Source organism: Halalkalibacter wakoensis JCM 9140 (assembly GCF_000513095.1).
In the GTDB taxonomy this organism is placed as follows: Bacteria; Bacillota; Bacilli; order Bacillales; family Bacillaceae_D; genus Halalkalibacter; species Halalkalibacter wakoensis.
On record NZ_BAUT01000023.1, the window covers coordinates 1 to 17,853 of the forward strand.

Below are 17,853 nucleotides of genomic sequence, written 5' to 3' on the forward strand. Positions count from 1 at the left end.
TGTCGAGCCTCCTCGGCTGCGCCTGTGGGGTCTCGACCTTACCTCTACTTCCCGCAGGAGTCGAGTGGTTTCCGCTTCATTTCACTTAGAGGAAAACCTTCGTCAGACAGCGACAGACTTTATGGGGAAATAGCCTTGCTTGTTTTTATGGACTAGGTGGAAAAAAGGTGATCGTTCCATTACGCTGCAGCCACTCGCACCCGCAAAGAGGTGTCGAGCCTCTTTTTGAGGCCACTGAAAAAGTTCTTTTATCCTTTCCAATGCTTATAATGAGTTGGATCTTGATAGTATGAAGAGCTGATATTAGCAGGGGAATGACACGGAGACTCCTGCGGGAGCAGTGACCCACGTGTGAGACCCCGCAGGCGGCAGCCGAGGAGGCTCACCGGGCACCCGCGGAAAGCGGAGTGTCATTCCCTTGCGGCGGTTAGGCACTTTTTCAGTGACCTCCTAGGCTGCACCTGTGGGGTCTCGACCGTATTATTTCTTCTTATCGTTTGCTCGATTCGAACCGTTATCGATCATTTCGCTCGCAACATCTTCGTTCAGAAGATTTTCTTTTGGTGTTTGGTTATTGGTTAGTGCTTTTCCTTTTTGTCTGTTTCGTTTATCCATGTGGACAGCCTCCTATTGTTTTAATGTAGTATCATTGTTACTATTTCTTTAGATCAAAATTCTATTCAAAGAGTAGGTGTCACGGTGGCAAAAAAGAAATATTACGTTGTCTGGAAAGGAAGAAAACCTGGGATTTACTTAACTTGGGCAGAGTGCGAAGCGCAAGTAAAAGGTTTTACAGGAGCAAGATTTAAATCCTTCCCTACAAAAGAAGAAGCGGAAGCAGCCTATTCAGGAAATGGCAGCACCCATTCACGCCAACCAAAGGGAAAGCCGGTACATAAGGAAATTACGGAGGAAGTCGATTGGGATAGTGTTTCGGTTGATGTAGGATGTCGAGGAAATCCTGGAGTTGTTGAATACAAAGGGGTTGATACGAAAACAGGGGAAATTTTATTTGCTCATGATGAAATCCATATTGGAACAAATAATATGGGCGAATTCTTGGCAATCGTTCATGGTTTGGCTTACTTAAAAGAACAAGGTAGTTCCAAAACGATTTACTCGGATTCGATGACAGCGATTAAATGGGTCAAACAAAAGAAAGCGAAATCGACGTTAGTTCGAAACGAGCAAACAGCTTATATTTGGTCATTGATGGACCGAGCTGAGAAATGGCTGCAAACAAATGACTACCAAAATCCCATTAAGAAATGGCACACAGAAAAATGGGGAGAGATTAAGGCGGATTATGGCCGTAAGTAACAGGGTGAGAAGTTAAATCTTATAGTAGTAAACGGTCCCCGATTGTGAGAAACGATCGGGGACCGTTTTTGTTTTTTGTTAATGGACTAACTGCCGAAAAAGAAATCAATTACATTTGATGCAGTGGACGTTTGACTATTGTAAAACTCTGAGTAACCGCAATTTGTACAATAAACAACGCGAAATTTGTTATGCTGAATATCAAACATTTTAGATAAACCTGTTCCTGTTGTTGCGATTTCTTTCGTTTTGGCTTCGGTATGACCGCATTTTATACAACCGCGTTTTTGCATGTCTATTCCTCCCTTTTTCTAACATATAACGTATTAAAAGGGAAAAAGTTTCAGATTGAGAGCCATTGTTTGCGTAATCTTACAATTTCATGCCACTGCGGCTTTTGAAGCGTCTTAGTAAGATGTGGCTTTCTACTCGGGTAATGCCTTTTAACGCATAAAGCTCAACATTAATAAAATGTTCCAATTGATCAAAATCTTCAACGAGAACATGCATATGTAACGTGCTTGGGCCAGTCATTTGGTAGCAGCTTGAGACATTTGGATTTTCAGCTAACGTTTCAGCAACAGAGACGAGAGAAGTTGGCTCGCAATCCACTTCAAAAAAGGCAGAAACTTTTTTGCCGACTTTATCTGAATTAATCACGACACTAAATTTTTCGATCACTTCTTCTTCCATTAACTGATTAATTCTTTCTCGGATGGCTACTCGTGACAAGCCAAGTTCTTTGGCGATATCAACGTAAGACATCCGTCCATTATCGGTTAAAAGTTCTAATATCCGCTTGTCGGTCGCATCTAATTTCATGTTATTCACACCTTCATCTATAGTTACATTTATTATAAATGAAAACGAATGCGGGAAAAACAATAGAGTCAAGCAATCGTACAGCATTTTTTTGGTAAACTAGTATGATAGAAGCTGAAGTAAAGAGGAGATGGCGCAAGTGAACTATCCGGAAGTTTGGGATTTAGATTCAATCTTTAGAGGAGGATCAGAATCAAAGGAATTTAAAGAGTTTGTTATTGGAAATGATAGACAGATAGACGAACTTAATGAAGCAATAGGTGAGGAAGCATCTTTTGACCAGTTAGAGGATTACATACATCGTATTCAGATACAAATGCAAAGAAACAGGCAATCGAGTGCCTTTGTTAGTTGTTTAACTGCACAAAATGTGAAAGACAAAGAGGCGTCGCTTTGGCTAGGAAAAATGACAGAACAATCGACCAAGATTCAAATGATATGGGGCAAGATTGAAGACTTTTTAGTAGAGCTTACTGAGGAACAATGGAATGAATTTAGTAAAAGGCCAGCTTTAAAAAGTGTTCTCTTCCATCTAAAAGAACGTCGCTTTCAAGCAACAGAAAAGCTATCACCTAATGAAGAAAAACTTGCGGCGAAGCTAGAGATAGATGGATATCATGCATGGGGGAAAGTGTATAACGAAGCGGTCGGACGAATGCAAATTCCATTTGAAGAAAAGGGAGTAGAAAAGCCACTATCAGCAGGTCAATTGCAAAACCGCTTAAATAGCTCGGACCGATCCGTGAGAGAAAGAGCAGAAATAGCTTCAGAAAGAGCGTGGGAAAAGGAAACGGATTTGTTTGCCTCGACGTTGAACCATTTAGCGGGATTTCGCTTGCAATTATACAAGGCAAGAGGCTGGGATCAGGTGTTAAAGGAACCACTAGCAATTAATCGTATGCAAGAGACAACATTGACGGCAATGTGGGAGACGATTACAGACAATAAACCTCGTTTTTATGAATTTATGGCTAGAAAAGCAGAATTGTTAGGTGTTAAGAAGTTGGCTATGCATGATGTGCATGCTCCTCTTCCTGTTGAAGGGGATACAAACATTCCGTATTCAGAAGCTTGTGAGTTAATCATTAAGCATTTTAAACAAATTAGCCCGAAATTGGCTGCTTTTACAGAAGGAGCACTTAGAGATGGCTGGGTTGAGGCTGAGGATCGAGCAGGAAAACGGCCAGGAGGATTTTGTACGACATTTCCTTTATCAAAAGAGTCACGGATATTTATGACGTACGACGGGACCATGGCTAATGTCGCTACACTCGCCCATGAGTTGGGGCATGCGTATCATAGTCATTGTTTAAAGGATATGGCGCCACTCGCACAACGTTACGCCATGAACGTCGCTGAAACGGCTTCTACCTTTGCTGAAAATATAATTGCTGATGCACTAGTGAAGGAGGCTCCAACAGAAGAGGCTACATTATCGTTATTAGAAAATAAAATTTCAAGGTCTTTAGCATTCTTTATGAACATCCATGCGAGATTTCTATTTGAGACGAGATTTTATGAGGCGAGAAAAGAAGGATTTGTACCGGTTACTCAATTAAACACATTAATGGAAGAAGCTCAGAAAGAAGCGTACGGCGGACAATTAGCCACATACTCCCCAACCTTTTGGGCATCAAAGCTTCATTTCCATATAACAGGTGTTCCGTTTTATAACTTCCCATACACATTCGGCTTTTTATTTAGCTTAGGAATTTATAAAAAAGCAATGGAAACAGGCAGCTCATTTGAAGACGATTATATTGCTTTATTGCAAGATACGGCTAGTATGACTGTTGAAGACTTAGCGAAGAAGCATCTAAACGTTGACTTAACTAGCAAATCGTTTTGGCAAGAAGCGATAGACGTCATTTTAAAAGATGTGGATACGTTTATGGAATTAACTAAATCATAAGGTTGTTTTAAAAGGCTGTTGTGTGAAGAGTGTTGAACAGGTGCTATGCTCAGAGTGAAATGGAGCGGAAGCCTCGACACCTGCAGGACCAGTGCCCCACGCGTGAGACCCCGAAGGCGACAGTCGAGGGAGGCTCACTGGGCACCCGCGGAAAGCGGAGTGTCATTCCCCTGCGGCTGGTTACCCACTAACCTATGAAGAAAATTCTTGTTTTCTGCAAGGTAAGTGTAAAAAAAAGGTAACCATAAAAAAATAAGTCCCAGAAAACAGTCTTTTCACAAAAAAGATGCCAAAAGGAACATGTGACCTTTTGGCATCGTTCTTAATGAGAGGTATCCTGGCGTAAGTATCGTTTGTCTTTCATAAATAAGCGCCAAAACCAGATGAATACAGGAATAAGGATCGCCATTCCAATCCCATAACCAATTAAAAGCAAGTGAAACATAGTTTCATTTGTGAAAGCATCATAAATCGTTACATCCGGGTATAGAAAATAAGGCATGTGGGCCGAGCCATAGGCGAAGCTAGCAAGACCAAACTGCAAGGCAATTAGCAAGACAGCGATTCTTGGACGACCTACGTCAAACTTTTTGGCAGGCCACCAAAGGGCACTATAACCGATAGAAAAAGCGAGTAGAGAAAGTGTGAACCATAACCACTCATTGGCCATGTTTTCAAACATCCAAAATGCCTCTGGAATCAAGGTTAAAATCGCCCCTACAGCAAAAGAAAGAGTAATCGGACCTAAAATAATCGCATTACGTCGGTATACATGGTATGTTTCTCTGGATCCAGCTTCTTTTGCATAGTCACTTAACAATAACGAGGACAAAAACAGCTCCGTACTTAGACCGAATCCTAGGTGAGTATAAAAAGTAGGACTCGTGAATAATTGGTCAAGTAAAATATACTGCCTGTCCCCAACGACCTCAACAAATCCTCCAATTGCAGCCGGCAAAATACTAATGAGCAACGCAGGAATAAGTAGACCGGTAACTCCTGATATGATCACGAGCATGTTTGTATATTTTTGAACGGAATAAGAGTAAACCATAAACGCACTTCGTATCGTTAAAAAAAACAAAACTAAGCAAAAAGGGACGATCATCAATGTTCCTAACGTTGCAGCAGCTCCAGGGAAGAAACTAACTAATGCGACAACCAGAAGAACTAAAAATACATTCGTTACTTCCCATGATGGAGATAAATACCGATTTGCTATTGAAGCGGCTTTCGTGTCGGTTCGTTTGCGATAATACATAGCCCAAAATCCGGCGCCAAAGTCAATTGAACCTGCAATAGCATACATAAAGAGAAATACCCAAAGTATGATGATCGCAATATAAACATCTTCCATAAACAATCTCCTCTTTTACATCGTTTGTAGTTCTTTTGAAACAGGGTTACGGTTAAAGTAATAATGCATAACAAGTGCAGTAAGGACGAGCAAGATAACATAAAGGGATACAAACAAAACGAATAACATCCCTAAATTGCCGGAGGTCGTAGCCGCTTCTCCTGTACGCTGAATTCCGTAAATGGTCCATGGCTGCCTACCTGTACAGCTAAAGATCCAGCCTGTTTCGATGCCAATCACCGCTAATGGTCCAGAGGCTACAAGTCCGGCAAGAAGCCACTTTGGATAGGGCTTGTTTGTTTTTCTACGTAAAAAGGTCAGTCCCCAATAAATAACCGCTAAACCGAGAAGGGCTGAACCAATGCCAACCATCACATTAAATAACGTATGAACAAATAAAGGAGGCCACTCATCACGTGGGTAATCATACAAACCACGAACGACACCATCTGTTGAACCGGTAGCTAGCCAGCTTAGCATTCCAGGAATTTCAATCCCTCCAACAACACGACCGGCTTCAGGATCAGGCGTTCCCATAATCGCAAGTGGCGCATTGGACTGAGTTACAAACAGCCCTTCAGCAGCTGCAAGCTTAACTGGAATATGCTCATGAAGCATAATCGCTGTATCATGACCATTGTTCATCGTAACAACCGACATGATGAGTCCTACCGCTAGAGAAAGAGAAAGGCCTTTACGGTGATAAGCTACTTCTCGGTCCGTTAATCCACCGCGGAAAAGGTTATACGCTGCAACGGCCGCAAGAACAAAAGCACCAGTCATATAGGCACTATAAACAACATGTAAAGAAGTAACATAGAAACTAGGATTATTGATGGCTGCTAGGGGATTGACATTGGTAACTTGCCCGTTTACTAATTCGAACCCTCGAGGGGTGTTCATCCAAGCATGAGCATTTGTAATTAACACAGCTGATGCTGTTGCACCTAATGCGACAAAAAAAACACTTACAATTCTCATAGTTGGGGAGAGGCGGTCAGCAGCATAAATATAGATCGATAGAAACAAGGCTTCTAAAAAGAAGGCAAAGATCTCAACTTGGAAGGGAAGAGCAATGACTTGTCCGACGATTTCCATAAACCCTGGCCACAAGAGACTTAACATAACAGCTACGATCGTTCCTGATGGAATCGCCACACCAAGCAAAATCGCGACACCCTTTGTCCAACGTTTTGCAAGAGTTCCGTAATCTTCATCTTTGCGTACAATCCGCATAATTTCTGCTAGTAAGATCATGAGGGTTATACCTACCCCTAAAGTCGCGAATATGATGTGAAAAGCGATTGATGTCCCGAACATCATTCGTGCGAGCATAACATTATCCATCTTGTTCTTCCTTTCAAATTTGGTGAATTCTAATTACGCTATTACTGTGCGTTAATAATTTGGTTCTATTCGTTTTATTTTCCAATTAAAGAAATGATTTATTATGTATGTTTAATAAAGATTGGTGCTAGAGGAGATAGTATTGCAAGTGAAATGGCTGGAGAGCTAAGGAACGATATGTTCATCCACTTAACCTATAAAAATAATAAAAGAAGGAAAACAACCTAAAAAGAGCGAGTTCCCTAATAAAAAGGAAACTCGCTCTTTTTTTTATTTAGTATCTTTTTCTTGATTGCTTGACGTTCGTTCATCAATTCGTTCTTCAATTTTTGCTAATGCTTCTGGATCATTTAACAATTGTTTTTTGTTCTCTAAAACTAACTCTTCAAATGATGTGGATTGTCTTCTCATGATAACCCCACCTATTATAGTATTTTCCTGCTCCTTTGAGTATAACAGCAAAGTTGTGAAATAATAAAGAGAATTGTGACAATTTTTCGATAAAAACGAAATCTGTTACATGTTGTCGAATGAATTGCGTTGGCCTGTTAGTTATGCACAAGAAAAGAAGAGTTACTCACAACAAAAGAATACTTATACACAAATATGTGGATAAGTATGTGAATAACTAGGGAATTGTAGCAAAAGTTAAAAAGATTTAAAAAAGTGGTTTACAAGTAAGAGGATTATTGTTAGAATATTTTTAACATTAGAAAAGGTAGTTGGTTTTTTTATAGATAAAAAGTGAGCGACTGCTCAATCAACTTAAAAAGGGAGAGAGAAGGCATATGACAGTTTCGGAGAAAAAGATGATTGAAGAAATGGAAAAGAAGCTAGAACGTTTAGCTAGTGAATTAAATGAACTAAAAAAATCTAGTCAAAGTGGATTTGAAAAGTTAGATACAGATGATTTGTTAACTCAAGCTTACAATTAGTTTTAAAAGAGAGTGTCTATTAAAGGATTATAGACGAACTCTTTTTTTTTGAAATGAAAAAGGAAGGATTGGGAAAAAATGAATATAGCAGCAGAACCTATTTATCAACTAACCATTCCAACGCCATTTCCTGTTGGCCCAGTACATGTTTATTTAATTTGCGGGGAGTTAGTGACGTTATTTGATTCAGGTCCTCTCACTAAAAAAGGGATGCATGAACTGGAACGGCAATTAGCTAGTATAGGATATAAGCTAGATGATATTGATCAAATCATCTTATCTCACCATCATCCTGACCATATTGGGCTGACAAATAAATTCAAACGAGCTAAAACAATTGGTCATGAAAAATTGCGCCCATGGCTTGAAAAGAATGAGTTGTTTTTTCAACAATACACAGATTATTTAAAGAGCTTTTATGTGAAAAATGGTGTACCTCCAGAGCTAATGAAAAAGATTGAATCTGCGAGTCACTCGTATCTAAATTATACGGAACGTCGATCCTTAGACATCATTGTAAAAGAAGGTGACAATGTTCCGGGATTACCAGGCTGGATCGTTCATGAAGTTCCCGGTCACGCTCAGAATCATATTATGATCATGAGAGAAGAAGATCGTCTGGCGTTAGGGGCCGATGTTTTATTAGCTTCCGTTTCTTCAAACGCTTTGTTAGAAGCACCTATGGAGGGAGAAGAGAGACCCAAAACGTTGCTTCAATATCGAGATTCATTAAGGAAAGTAAGAGATTTAGAGATTTCTGTTTTGATGCCAGGACATGGTGAGATGATAAAAGACGTGGATTCACTAGTAGAACAAAGGCTTTTAAAGCATACGAAGAGAGCGGAAGCGATTCTAGAGATTCTTTCTTTTAGAAAAATGAATGCGAACCAAATTGCATATGAGTTGTTCCAGGAAAAACACAGAATGCAACCAGACTTGACGATATCTGAAACGATAGGACATTTGGATTTATTACTAGAGTATAATCAAGTAAAAACAAAAGAGATAGACGAGTATACGTTGTATTTTATTGAATGAGTATTCACTCATAAATTAACATTGTCGGTTTCTTTCCTTTTTGCCCCTATTCTTGGTAAAATAACTATAAGACAAAAAAGAGGAGGAGCAAGATGGAGCAGAAAAAAAAGAGTTCGTTCAAATTGATTTGGATCTTTGTTGTTATTGCGCTTTCGATTGTTTTAGTCAAAAAAGAGTGGCGAGAAAAAATGCTAGCGGAATTACGACAAATGAGAGAAGGAACAGAAAATGCCGTTCAGTTTATTAGGGATAACCGTGAACAAATAGTAGATCAAGTCAGAACGACAGCTAGTGAAGTATCTTCTGTTGTCCGAGATATTTCTCGAGATATTAAAACGATTGGTGAAACAGCTTCCCATTTACGAGAGAGCTCCGAAGAAATTGTAAAAGCAACAAAAGACGCAGCTGAGGACTTGAAAAGTTTGAAGCAGTAATCTACATAGATATGAAAAAGGGTCGGTCAAAAAAGAAGGGTACTAGAAGGGATTTTCCTTTTTAGTACCCTAGTTTGCAGAAAAACAGGAATTTCCTAACAAAAGTCAACGGGTAACCAGCCGCAGGGAGATGACACTCCGCTTTCCACGGGTGCCCGGTGAGCCACCTCGGCTGTCGCCTGCGGGGTCTCACACGTGGGTCACTGGTCCCGTAGGAGTACATGGGTTTACTCCTATTATTTGTGATCTGAGTAACATGTCTTCACTCCCCTCAAGAACCGCTCCATTTTACTTTAGTTCCAATTTTATATCTTTGCGAAAAGAGCCTTTCGAAAAGCGTACAAAAACAAAAACGAGAAAGAGCATCGTGCTTATGATGAAGAAGAAACTGATTCCACTCACGTTTTGTATAAACATTCCTCCTAAATAGGGTCCTAACAAACTCCCGAGACTAAAGGCTATTCCACAAAGAATATTCCCAGTGGGAAGGAGAGACTTTGGAGTTAAATCTGTCATATAACTGATACCTAGTGAAAATGTAGAGCCGACTAGCATTCCTGCAATGAATAAACAAATAGAGAGTGCAACAACAGATTGCTCAACGAACGATGCCATCAAAAAAGTGAAACTACCTGAAGCTAAAATAAAGCTCAAAATACGCTTTCTTCCATAAGTATCACTCATTATGCCAAGAGGCAATTGAAAGACAATCCCACCAATTGCGAAACTCACCAATAAAATAGAGACACTCGTTACATCAAGCCCAATTCGTAACCCATAAACAGGGAAACTTCCATTTAGAGAAGCTTCTAAAAAGCCGTACCCTAACGCAGGTAATAAAGCAACCCAACAATAGCGCAACGTTTTTTTAAACCGAGTAGCAGTATCTCTAAATGAAGTTAGTTCAACTGCTTGTTCAGGAAAGTCATTATGCAAAGCAAAGAGAAACACCCAGGCTACCAAACAAAGCCCCGCAGATATGATAAATGGAAGAGCTTCATTAATCGCAATTAACGGTGTCATTAAAGGTCCAATCGCAAAACCAATACCAAAGAACACGCCGTAGATGCTAATGTTTCGTCCTCTTTTTTCTTCAGGTGATGTCGAGGTAATCCATGTTTGTGTTCCAAAATGAAGAGCGTTGTCCCCAATTCCAATACATAAACGTAAGAAAAACCAAAACCAAAATGATTTCCAAAGAGGAAAAAGCGCTAAAGAGACAATCACTATTAAGCCACCAATGAGAATAACAGGTTTGTAACCAAACTTCCGAAGTGGCGGTTCCATAAAAGGAGAAACAATTAAAATACCAATATACAAAGCAGTTGCGTTTAAGCCATTTAAGGTGGCGGAGACCCCGTCTTGCTCAAATATTACGGAAATAAGAGGGAGGAGCATTCCTTGACTAAAACCACTTATGGCGACAATGCTCACTAAAACCCAAAAGCGAAAACGATTCATGCTAAAACCTCACTTAAAAATAATGCGATTTATCCATTTTAGCTTTTTTCACTCAAGATGACCATATGTTGTCAGGAGAAAGAACATGACGACAGAAGAGGAGGCTGATACAATAAGAAGATATGAATCATAAAGGGGAGGTTTTTTTCATGGAATACATAATGAAGGAAAATAGCTTCGTGACCAATCTTGAATTTGGTCAACTCGAGGTTTCTGGAAATGCTGATTACGGGTTCCGTCCCTATCAATTGCTTGTTTCATCAGTTGCCGTTTGCAGTGGCGGTGTTTTGAGAAAAATTTTAGAAAAGAAACGAATTTCTTACGATGATATAAAAATTAAAGCGGATGTAACAAGAAATGAGGCTGGAGCTAATGAAGTAACACATATTCATCTTCATTTCACCTTAGTTCAAGTCGACACGACGAATGAAAAATTAGAAAAAATATTCGAACTAACAAGAAAAAATTGTCCTATTTACCAATCTGTTAAAGACTCTATTCAGATTACTGAGACATTTGAATTGTCGTAAAAGTTCTAAGACATAAACGAAATTATTTATGCAGGAGTTTTTCTACACAAGTCAATGGGTAACCAGCCGCAGGGGAATGACACTTCGCGTTCCGCGGGTGCCCGGTGAGCCTCAGGAGGCTCGGCACCTCCCCGCGGAAAGCGAGTGGCTGCAGCGCAATGGAACGAACATGGGGGGATATGTAACCCTTAAAAACTACCTTGGAAAGCGCCAGTTTTTCATTACTAAGATTATGATAAACGCAACACCGCGCTAAGTATGTAAGTGGTGTTTCTTTTCTTTGATTGGAATCGAGGGGTTTTCATGGATCAATCAAAACAAATTGATTTTACAGATGGGCATATTATGAAAAAGATGATTCTTTTTTCATGGCCAATCTTCTTAACTAATTTACTTCAAGCCTCTTATCAGTTTATTGATTCGTTATGGGTTGGGAACTTGTTAGGACCGAGTGCATTAGGTGCCATTACGATTTCAGCAACGGTCATTTTTACGACACTTTCGTTTATTATTGGAATGAACAGTGCTACTTTAACAGTGATCAGTCAAAGACGTGGGGCCAATGATGAAGAGGGACTGAAAGCTTCACTGAATGCATTTGTTTTTGTATTAGGAGGCTTAGCTATTTTTCTGGGTTTGCTTGGCTTTCTATTTTCTGGAACCATTCTTCGTTTTATGGGAACACCAGATGATATTTTGCCAATGGCTCAATCGTATTTACAAATCAATTTTATCGGAATTTTATTTTTATTTGGATATAACTTTATTGGAACGGTGTTACGAGCGTTAGGTGATAGTAAAACGCCAATTCGTTTTATTGTCATAGCTGTTTTGTTAAATATCGTGTTAGATCCATTGTTTATTTATGTTTTTGGTTGGGGCATTGAAGGGGCTGCTTTTGCGACAATTGTTTCACAAGGCACGGCCTTCGTCTACGGGTTATGGTACTCCATTTACAGAGCGAGCGTGCCGTTTCAAATTCCGTTTCTTCCAGAAAAGAGATATTTTCTTGTTTTGTTGAAAATGGGTCTTCCTGCGGGGTTATCCATGATGATTATCTCAGCTGGAATATTAGCAATTATGACGGTCGTAACGAGTTTTGGCGAAGAGGTTGTTGCTGGATTTGGAGCTGCACAAAGGCTTGATAGCTTAATTATGCTTCCTGCGATGACGCTCGGTTCTGCTGTTAATAGTATGGCAGGACAAAACATTGGAGCGAAACTTTGGGAAAGAGTACATGAAATTGCAAAAAAGGCAATCTTTCTAATTATAGTTGTTTCCTTTACAATTAGCACATTGATCTTTATTGGAGCAGAGTATTTGATTCGGATGTTCGTGCAGGATGAAGAAACCGTTCAATTTGGTTCTATGTACGTGAAGACGATTGCGTTTTTCTACCCGTTTTTAGGAATCAATTTTGTCTTAAATGGAATTGCGAGAGCAGCAGGCGCAATGTTTCCTATTTTAATTTTAAACATCATATCATTTTGGATTTTGCGTTATCCGTTAACAGCGATTTTTGCTTATTGGTTTGGGGAAAGAGGAATTGCTCTAGGCATGGGAGTAAGTTTTGTGATTAGCAGCTTTTTTGCAATTGGGTACTATTTCCTCGGAAATTGGCGAAAGATTAGTGAAAATATTGGTGAAAGCACGGAGAACAAAGTTGAAAAAGATGAATCTTAATAGAAAATGAGGATTATTGAAAATGAAAGCTTTTTATATTCGAGCCCTTAGCTATTCAGTTGGGTTAATTATTGTATCATTTGGTGTAGCTTTGACGATATTGGCAAACTTAGGAGCTGGGCCATGGGATGCATTAAATGTTGGTCTTGCTCACCTCACTCCTTTTTCCGTTGGGAATTGGGTCATCATTGTAGGTGTGATCCTCATTATTGTGAATGCGTTACTAACAAAATCAAAGCCTGTTCTGGTTTCATTGCTTTCGATCTTCATTGTTGGAATCTTTATTGATTTTTGGTTATTAGTTGTGTTTCCGACTTTTTACGTACAAGAATTGATCCTTCAGGTTGTGATGATGATTTTTGGGATCGTTGTTCTTGCTTTTGGAGCATCATTATATATGCAAGCAGAATTTGCCCTTATTCCAATTGATGGTTTTATGTTTGCTATAAGAGATGTACTAGGGGTAAAGCTGATGGTTGCTAAAACAATTGGAGAATTGACTGCTCTAACAGCTGCATTCCTTGTGGGGGGGCCAATTGGCATTGGGACTTTGCTCGTAACATTTTTAATAGGCCCTTTAATTCAATTGTTCTTTCCACAGTGGCAAAAAAGAATCAATTGGAAAACCGTTCAGTATGAAAAAGGCTGATTTTGTCATATGACAGAATCAGCTTTTTTTCTTATGAATATTTGTTAATTTTGTTGTTTCCTCCATGTTCGTTCCATTGCGCTGCAACCACTCGCTTTCCGCGGGGAGGTGCCGAGCCTCTATTTCCCGCAAGAGTCGAGTGTCTTACGCTCCATTTCACTGAGAGAATAATGTTTTTCCAACAACCTTTAAAACAGATTTTTAGAAGAACCAAGCTCCTTCGCGCGGTGATTTGTTGCATGAACAGCGCGGATTAAGGAGTTTGTAAAGTCATCTTTTTGTAGGGATTCAATGCCGGCAGCTGTTGCTCCACCTGGAGAAGTTACTTGATATCGGAGCTTTTCTGGATCTCGATGTTTATCAAGCATAGCCGCACTTCCTATTACCATTTCTATCACGAGTTTTCTTGCTTGTTCATTCGAAATGCCGTATGAAGCTGCAGCCTCCTCTAATGCTTCGACAAAATAATATAAAAAGGCTGGTGCGCTCCCTGTTACTGCTGTCATTTGATGGACTTGTTGTTCAGATAACTCTTCAGAAGGGCCGATGGAGGATACGATTTTTTCGAAAATTAACTTTTGTTCACTCGTTACATATTGACCATATGAATAAATGGACATTGATTTTTGAACATCAGCTGACGTATTCGGCATGAGCCAAGCTGTTGCTGTACCATCTGGCAGGGAAGATTCGAGAACGGAAGGACCTATACCAGCCGCTACAGTCATCACAAGTTGAGATCCAGTTAGTAGAGGGTTTAGACTTGTAAGGACGTTTGGATGTTCAGATGGAGGGCAAGCGAGTAAAATCACATCTGCATGCTCTACCGTATGTCTCCAATCTTCGGTACTCTCTACTGCATATTGGTTTTGTAACTGATGTAACCTCTTTGTATCTTGTTGATTTGATACTGTAATCTTCATATTTAGTTCTGTTTGAACCATGCCAGCTAAAATCGCCTCAGCCATTCTCCCAGCACCGATAAATAAAATATGTTCTTGTTTCATTTTTCCTCCTTAAAATCTTTCTAATGTCATTTCTTATTACATTACCAAAAAATGAAAGCTTACGGTAGGGATGGATAATAATGATCTCCGTGAATCACACTATAAAAAAATGTCCCTATTGAAATAAGGAGGTATGAACATGAAACGAGTACTAATAGCGTTTCTTGCGATCTTTTTGTTAGCAACATCAGCGAATGTCTTTGCAGAAGGTGATGGGAAGAAAGAGGAAAAGGGGTTTAAGATCCCCGATTCCGTCGTGAAGATTTCAAAAGAAAATACGTACACAAACCCTACACAGGATTTGCCTTATTTGCAGCCAAGCTCATTAGCAGAAGAGTTACTTGATTCAGCCGATGTAGCAATTGAGAATCCCGATTTGATTCGTATTCTAAATGAATCAACGATTAACGATTCGAAGTTGGCACTAGGATTTCGAGCTTCAATTTATTTAGGTGAATGGCCTCTTTCGTATGAATCAGAGGGTACAGAGGTAAACTGGGAATACCAAAAGGTGAATACAAATTACGCAGACAATCGTGGAGGACGCTCCCCACAAAAATTAACGTACACTCAGGAGCAACAAAAGAAAGTGAATGGCGGGTTAACAGCTAAAATGCCTAATAGTGAAGCTGTAAAGAAAATGATGATGATTAAGGCGACAGAGCACACGAACCTACCATTATCATTTGAGACCGTCATTGGTCAGGGAACGAAGAAAAGCAATCCATATAATGTGGCACCGAAGAAAGTTGGGTATTTAAATAGCTTTGTACCTGCTGCCAATGAAAAAGGGAAAGTGACCTATGGCGAAGTGTATTTGACGTTTAAAGGCGGAAAGCGTAAGTTAGAAGTCAAAAATGTCACACAGCAAGGAATCGGCGCATGGATTCCTGTTCAAGATCATCTTTCCTTCTCCTTTGTTGCAACAGATCAACCTAAATAAGGGAAAAGATAGAAAAAAAGGTACTGAATAAGAAATAGCTTATTTCTTCAGTACCTTTTCTATTTATTACAAATTGGATTGACGTTTCGTGAAATCAACATCCTGATAATAAGCGTCTTTCACAAGGACATTTGGTCCTAAACACTTAACAGATGGACAATGACAGTTGAGAGATTGAGCTAAATCAGATTCTAACCATTTTGTGTAAGCACTTTGTAACGTAGTTGTTTGAATGTTGCCTAGTGGAGGTGTATCCCCGAAGTCAGTTACAATAATATTTCCATCAAAAATATTAACATTTAGGCGAGATCTCCCATCTGGGTCATTTCGAACCGTTACGTTTTTAGCCGAATACAAACGTTTTTGTAGCATGCGATCTTCTTCGTTTTCATTACAGGGATAAAAGGGCAGCGTACCGAACAGCATCCAAACGTTTTCGTCTCTTACATCTAGAAGTCGATGAATCCCAGTACGAATATCATCTAAAGAGGCCACTTCCAGCTGGCTAGCGAAATCACTCGGGTACATAGGGTGAACTTCATGACGCTGACAACCCATTTCGACAATTTGATTGTGAATTTTATCAAGATGTGGAAGGGTGCGTTTATTGAGCATCGTTTCCGCTGAAACAATTACTCCTTGGCTTGTTAGTGCCTTTGCATTATCAACCATCCTGTGAAAGAGCTTGGCGCGTTGATCAAAAGTTGGTTTGCGCTCCATAACAGCAAATCCAATATCAGCAAAATCATCGACACTTCCATAATTATGTGATATATGAAGAACATCCAAATAAGGAATGATTTTTTCATATCGTTTTAAGTCAAGTGTGAGGTTTGAGTTGATTTGGGTACGAACTCCTCTTTCATGAGCGTACTTTAAAAGAGGCACAACATATTCGTCTACAGATTGCTTTGATAGCATCGGTTCACCACCCGTTATGCTAAAAGCTCGTAAAGCAGGGATTTCATCTAGCCTTTTTATTAATAATTCTAAAGGCAGTGGTTCTGGGTCTTTTGTATTTAGTGTATACCCAACTGCACAGTGTTCACAGCGCATGTTGCATAAAGTCGTGGTGGTTAATTCAATATTCGATAACGTTAATTTACCATAATCTTTAATATCTTCATAAGCTTCCCATGGATCATAAGAAGGCGTAATTTTTGGGAACATTTCAATCACAAAGATCGTACTCCTTTTTTGATTTCCTTTCATAATCATAACGTAAAAATGCCTGTTTCAAAAGGCAAAGTTTCTAGTCTCTTTGGTTACATTGTGTAGCAAGATAGAATCTGTTACACTTTACACAGCTAAATCTGTTATTTTTAAATTTAAAGGAGAGAACATAATTGGGTGGAGCTATACATGATAAAAAAGAACAAATGAATTATTTACAAAAGCGATTTGATATGGTCCTAACGGTACTGGATTCAATTGATCCTGAAGAAGCAGGAGTAGAGGATATCGATCGTTTGCTTACAATGCTTGATGATATTGAAGTGAAATGTAAGCAATTTCGTCATGATTGGTCTGAATAAGGAGTTAATACGTTATGAACTTGTACTTGATTCGACATGGTGAGTCTGAGGGAAATGTAAGTGGGAAAATACAAGGCTGGGATGATTATCCCTTATCTGAATTAGGAAGAGAGCAAGTTGGTCTTGTTGCTCAATCTCTTCACGATCTTCCAATTCATTATATTTATAGCAGTGACTTAACTCGAGCTTATGATACAGCCAAAGCAATTGGACGGGTGAAAAATTGCACAGTTCATAAGTGGGATAAAGTTCGAGAAGTGTATCTTGGACCATTACAGGGGTTAACACGCTCTGAGATTTATGAACAGTATCCAGAAGCGAAGGAAAAGTCGATCATTACGTCTGGTGTAGCAGGGACGGAAACAAACGATGAGCTAACGAAGCGCTGTGAGCATGTTGTGAACCAAATGTTATTAGCTCATCGAAATGACCATGTTGCCATTGTGTCACATGGTGGTTTTATTAGTGTTTTTCTCATGTACTTACTCACGGGGAGCCAGTGGCATAGTTTTCATCGTCCTTTTCAGATTCACAATACGGGCATTACGCATATTGAATGGTCAAAAGATGATTCAAAACCAATCATCCACTACACGAATAACACGTCACATCTATCCCCGATACAAGAACAAAAGAGTCAAAAGGGTTTGCTATAAGTTATAAAAAAGAAAGTCCCAATGGTGAGTCAATTAAGAATCATCATTTGGACTTTCTTTTTGTTGATGTTAACTTTTGGTAAGGAATTTTTGGTGCGAAAATAGGGGCGTCTCTATTAGTGTAGGACATACTGTAGACTCCTTTGGGAGGAAGTCGAGGCCATTGAAAAAGTGCCTACCTGCCGCAGGGGAATGACACTTCGCTTTCCGCGGGTGCAGTACAC

20 protein-coding genes are annotated in these 17,853 nt (G+C 39.5%); 11 read left to right on the forward strand and 9 right to left on the reverse strand.

Features of this window, described 5'->3' with window-relative positions:
- Window positions 1–480: 480 nt before the first annotated feature.
- Complete coding sequence (locus JCM9140_RS24895; protein WP_268870561.1) at window positions 481–615, reverse strand: hypothetical protein; 135 nt, start codon at window positions 613–615, stop codon at window positions 481–483.
- A gap of 84 nt (window positions 616–699) precedes the next feature.
- Here JCM9140_RS24895 and rnhA point away from each other — a divergent pair, with 84 nt between their 5' ends.
- A complete protein-coding gene (gene rnhA / locus JCM9140_RS10590; RefSeq protein WP_034745878.1) occupies window positions 700–1,320 on the forward strand; it encodes a ribonuclease H in 621 nt (206 codons plus the stop codon).
- A gap of 86 nt (window positions 1,321–1,406) precedes the next feature.
- On the opposite strand, the gene JCM9140_RS10595 is transcribed toward rnhA, so the two are convergent.
- Window positions 1,407–1,613 (reverse strand): zinc ribbon domain-containing protein, encoded by a 207-nt coding sequence (locus tag JCM9140_RS10595; RefSeq protein ID WP_034745880.1) that lies wholly within the window; start codon window positions 1,611–1,613, stop codon window positions 1,407–1,409.
- 79 nt (window positions 1,614–1,692) lie between these two features.
- On the reverse strand, window positions 1,693–2,142 hold the full coding sequence (locus tag JCM9140_RS10600; protein ID WP_034745882.1) for an Lrp/AsnC family transcriptional regulator: 450 nt from the start codon (window positions 2,140–2,142) through the stop codon (window positions 1,693–1,695).
- Between the two features lie 130 nt (window positions 2,143–2,272).
- Here JCM9140_RS10600 and JCM9140_RS10605 point away from each other — a divergent pair, with 130 nt between their 5' ends.
- Window positions 2,273–4,054 carry a M3 family oligoendopeptidase gene (locus JCM9140_RS10605; protein ID WP_034745883.1) on the forward strand — a complete coding sequence of 594 codons (1,782 nt, stop codon included), beginning with the start codon at window positions 2,273–2,275 and terminating at the stop codon, window positions 4,052–4,054.
- 322 nt (window positions 4,055–4,376) lie between these two features.
- Here the strand turns inward: JCM9140_RS10605 and JCM9140_RS10610 are convergent, their stop codons facing one another.
- The 3 genes from JCM9140_RS10610 to JCM9140_RS23150 all read right to left on the reverse strand — a co-directional run bounded on the left by JCM9140_RS10610 (window position 4,377) and on the right by JCM9140_RS23150 (window position 7,169).
- Window positions 4,377–5,411, reverse strand: coding sequence for a cytochrome d ubiquinol oxidase subunit II (locus JCM9140_RS10610; protein WP_034745885.1), 1,035 nt, complete (start codon window positions 5,409–5,411; stop codon window positions 4,377–4,379).
- Window positions 5,412–5,426: 15 nt separating this feature from the next.
- Window positions 5,427–6,758, reverse strand: coding sequence for a cytochrome ubiquinol oxidase subunit I (locus JCM9140_RS10615; RefSeq protein ID WP_034745887.1), 1,332 nt, complete (start codon window positions 6,756–6,758; stop codon window positions 5,427–5,429).
- A 270-nt stretch (window positions 6,759–7,028) separates the two neighbouring features.
- A complete protein-coding gene (locus JCM9140_RS23150) occupies window positions 7,029–7,169 on the reverse strand; it encodes an FbpB family small basic protein (protein WP_081727657.1) in 141 nt (46 codons plus the stop codon).
- 377 nt (window positions 7,170–7,546) lie between these two features.
- On the opposite strand from JCM9140_RS23150, the gene JCM9140_RS23700 reads away from it, so the two are divergent.
- The 3 genes from JCM9140_RS23700 (at window position 7,547) to JCM9140_RS10625 (ending at window position 9,165) form a co-directional block, all read left to right on the forward strand.
- Window positions 7,547–7,693 (forward strand): hypothetical protein, encoded by a 147-nt coding sequence (locus JCM9140_RS23700; protein WP_166485461.1) that lies wholly within the window; start codon window positions 7,547–7,549, stop codon window positions 7,691–7,693.
- A 78-nt stretch (window positions 7,694–7,771) separates the two neighbouring features.
- Window positions 7,772–8,731, forward strand: coding sequence for an MBL fold metallo-hydrolase (locus tag JCM9140_RS10620; protein ID WP_034745889.1), 960 nt, complete (start codon window positions 7,772–7,774; stop codon window positions 8,729–8,731).
- Window positions 8,732–8,823: 92 nt separating this feature from the next.
- A complete protein-coding gene (locus JCM9140_RS10625; protein WP_034745892.1) occupies window positions 8,824–9,165 on the forward strand; it encodes a hypothetical protein in 342 nt (113 codons plus the stop codon).
- A gap of 288 nt (window positions 9,166–9,453) precedes the next feature.
- Here the strand turns inward: JCM9140_RS10625 and JCM9140_RS10630 are convergent, their stop codons facing one another.
- Entirely contained in the window at window positions 9,454–10,626 is a 1,173-nt protein-coding gene (locus JCM9140_RS10630) for an MFS transporter (protein WP_034745894.1), read from the reverse strand.
- 149 nt (window positions 10,627–10,775) lie between these two features.
- Between JCM9140_RS10630 and JCM9140_RS10635 the strand changes: the two genes are divergently transcribed.
- The 3 genes from JCM9140_RS10635 (at window position 10,776) to JCM9140_RS10645 (ending at window position 13,488) form a co-directional block, all read left to right on the forward strand.
- Window positions 10,776–11,156 carry an OsmC family protein gene (locus JCM9140_RS10635; RefSeq protein WP_034745897.1) on the forward strand — a complete coding sequence of 127 codons (381 nt, stop codon included), beginning with the start codon at window positions 10,776–10,778 and terminating at the stop codon, window positions 11,154–11,156.
- 303 nt (window positions 11,157–11,459) lie between these two features.
- Window positions 11,460–12,839, forward strand: coding sequence for an MATE family efflux transporter (locus tag JCM9140_RS10640; protein ID WP_034745900.1), 1,380 nt, complete (start codon window positions 11,460–11,462; stop codon window positions 12,837–12,839).
- A gap of 22 nt (window positions 12,840–12,861) precedes the next feature.
- Window positions 12,862–13,488 carry a YczE/YyaS/YitT family protein gene (locus JCM9140_RS10645; protein ID WP_034745902.1) on the forward strand — a complete coding sequence of 209 codons (627 nt, stop codon included), beginning with the start codon at window positions 12,862–12,864 and terminating at the stop codon, window positions 13,486–13,488.
- Between the two features lie 188 nt (window positions 13,489–13,676).
- Here the strand turns inward: JCM9140_RS10645 and proC are convergent, their stop codons facing one another.
- On the reverse strand, window positions 13,677–14,495 hold the full coding sequence (proC, locus tag JCM9140_RS10650; RefSeq protein ID WP_034745905.1) for a pyrroline-5-carboxylate reductase: 819 nt from the start codon (window positions 14,493–14,495) through the stop codon (window positions 13,677–13,679).
- 139 nt (window positions 14,496–14,634) lie between these two features.
- Between proC and JCM9140_RS10655 the strand changes: the two genes are divergently transcribed.
- Entirely contained in the window at window positions 14,635–15,438 is an 804-nt protein-coding gene (locus JCM9140_RS10655) for a YfkD famly protein (protein WP_034745908.1), read from the forward strand.
- A gap of 66 nt (window positions 15,439–15,504) precedes the next feature.
- Here JCM9140_RS10655 and yfkAB read toward each other — a convergent pair whose 3' ends face one another.
- The gene (gene yfkAB / locus JCM9140_RS10660; RefSeq protein WP_034745996.1) at window positions 15,505–16,608 is read right to left on the reverse strand and encodes a radical SAM/CxCxxxxC motif protein YfkAB; all 1,104 of its coding nucleotides are present in this window, start codon (window positions 16,606–16,608) and stop codon (window positions 15,505–15,507) included.
- 176 nt (window positions 16,609–16,784) lie between these two features.
- Here yfkAB and JCM9140_RS10665 point away from each other — a divergent pair, with 176 nt between their 5' ends.
- Window positions 16,785–16,973, forward strand: coding sequence for an SE1561 family protein (locus JCM9140_RS10665; protein ID WP_034745911.1), 189 nt, complete (start codon window positions 16,785–16,787; stop codon window positions 16,971–16,973).
- Between the two features lie 14 nt (window positions 16,974–16,987).
- Window positions 16,988–17,629: a histidine phosphatase family protein gene (locus tag JCM9140_RS10670; RefSeq protein ID WP_034745914.1), complete on the forward strand. Its 642-nt coding sequence runs from the start codon at window positions 16,988–16,990 to the stop codon at window positions 17,627–17,629.
- Window positions 17,630–17,853: the final 224 nt, after the last annotated feature.

Bases quoted from the DNA above. Each gene is read 5' to 3' on its own strand.
- JCM9140_RS24895 (WP_268870561.1), bottom strand. From the start codon at position 615: ATGGATAAACGAAACAGACAAAAAGGAAAAGCACTAACCAATAACCAA.
- JCM9140_RS10595 (WP_034745880.1), bottom strand. From the start codon at position 1,613: ATGCAAAAACGCGGTTGTATAAAATGCGGTCATACCGAAGCCAAAACG.
- JCM9140_RS10600 (WP_034745882.1), bottom strand. From the start codon at position 2,142: ATGAAATTAGATGCGACCGACAAGCGGATATTAGAACTTTTAACCGAT.
- JCM9140_RS10605 (WP_034745883.1), top strand. From the start codon at position 2,273: ATGGCGCAAGTGAACTATCCGGAAGTTTGGGATTTAGATTCAATCTTT.
- JCM9140_RS10610 (WP_034745885.1), bottom strand. From the start codon at position 5,411: ATGGAAGATGTTTATATTGCGATCATCATACTTTGGGTATTTCTCTTT.
- JCM9140_RS10615 (WP_034745887.1), bottom strand. From the start codon at position 6,758: ATGGATAATGTTATGCTCGCACGAATGATGTTCGGGACATCAATCGCT.
- JCM9140_RS23150 (WP_081727657.1), bottom strand. From the start codon at position 7,169: ATGAGAAGACAATCCACATCATTTGAAGAGTTAGTTTTAGAGAACAAA.
- JCM9140_RS23700 (WP_166485461.1), top strand. From the start codon at position 7,547: ATGACAGTTTCGGAGAAAAAGATGATTGAAGAAATGGAAAAGAAGCTA.
- JCM9140_RS10620 (WP_034745889.1), top strand. From the start codon at position 7,772: ATGAATATAGCAGCAGAACCTATTTATCAACTAACCATTCCAACGCCA.
- JCM9140_RS10625 (WP_034745892.1), top strand. From the start codon at position 8,824: ATGGAGCAGAAAAAAAAGAGTTCGTTCAAATTGATTTGGATCTTTGTT.
- JCM9140_RS10630 (WP_034745894.1), bottom strand. From the start codon at position 10,626: ATGAATCGTTTTCGCTTTTGGGTTTTAGTGAGCATTGTCGCCATAAGT.
- JCM9140_RS10635 (WP_034745897.1), top strand. From the start codon at position 10,776: ATGGAATACATAATGAAGGAAAATAGCTTCGTGACCAATCTTGAATTT.
- JCM9140_RS10640 (WP_034745900.1), top strand. From the start codon at position 11,460: ATGGATCAATCAAAACAAATTGATTTTACAGATGGGCATATTATGAAA.
- JCM9140_RS10645 (WP_034745902.1), top strand. From the start codon at position 12,862: ATGAAAGCTTTTTATATTCGAGCCCTTAGCTATTCAGTTGGGTTAATT.
- proC (WP_034745905.1), bottom strand. From the start codon at position 14,495: ATGAAACAAGAACATATTTTATTTATCGGTGCTGGGAGAATGGCTGAG.
- JCM9140_RS10655 (WP_034745908.1), top strand. From the start codon at position 14,635: ATGAAACGAGTACTAATAGCGTTTCTTGCGATCTTTTTGTTAGCAACA.
- yfkAB (WP_034745996.1), bottom strand. From the start codon at position 16,608: ATGTTCCCAAAAATTACGCCTTCTTATGATCCATGGGAAGCTTATGAA.
- JCM9140_RS10670 (WP_034745914.1), top strand. From the start codon at position 16,988: ATGAACTTGTACTTGATTCGACATGGTGAGTCTGAGGGAAATGTAAGT.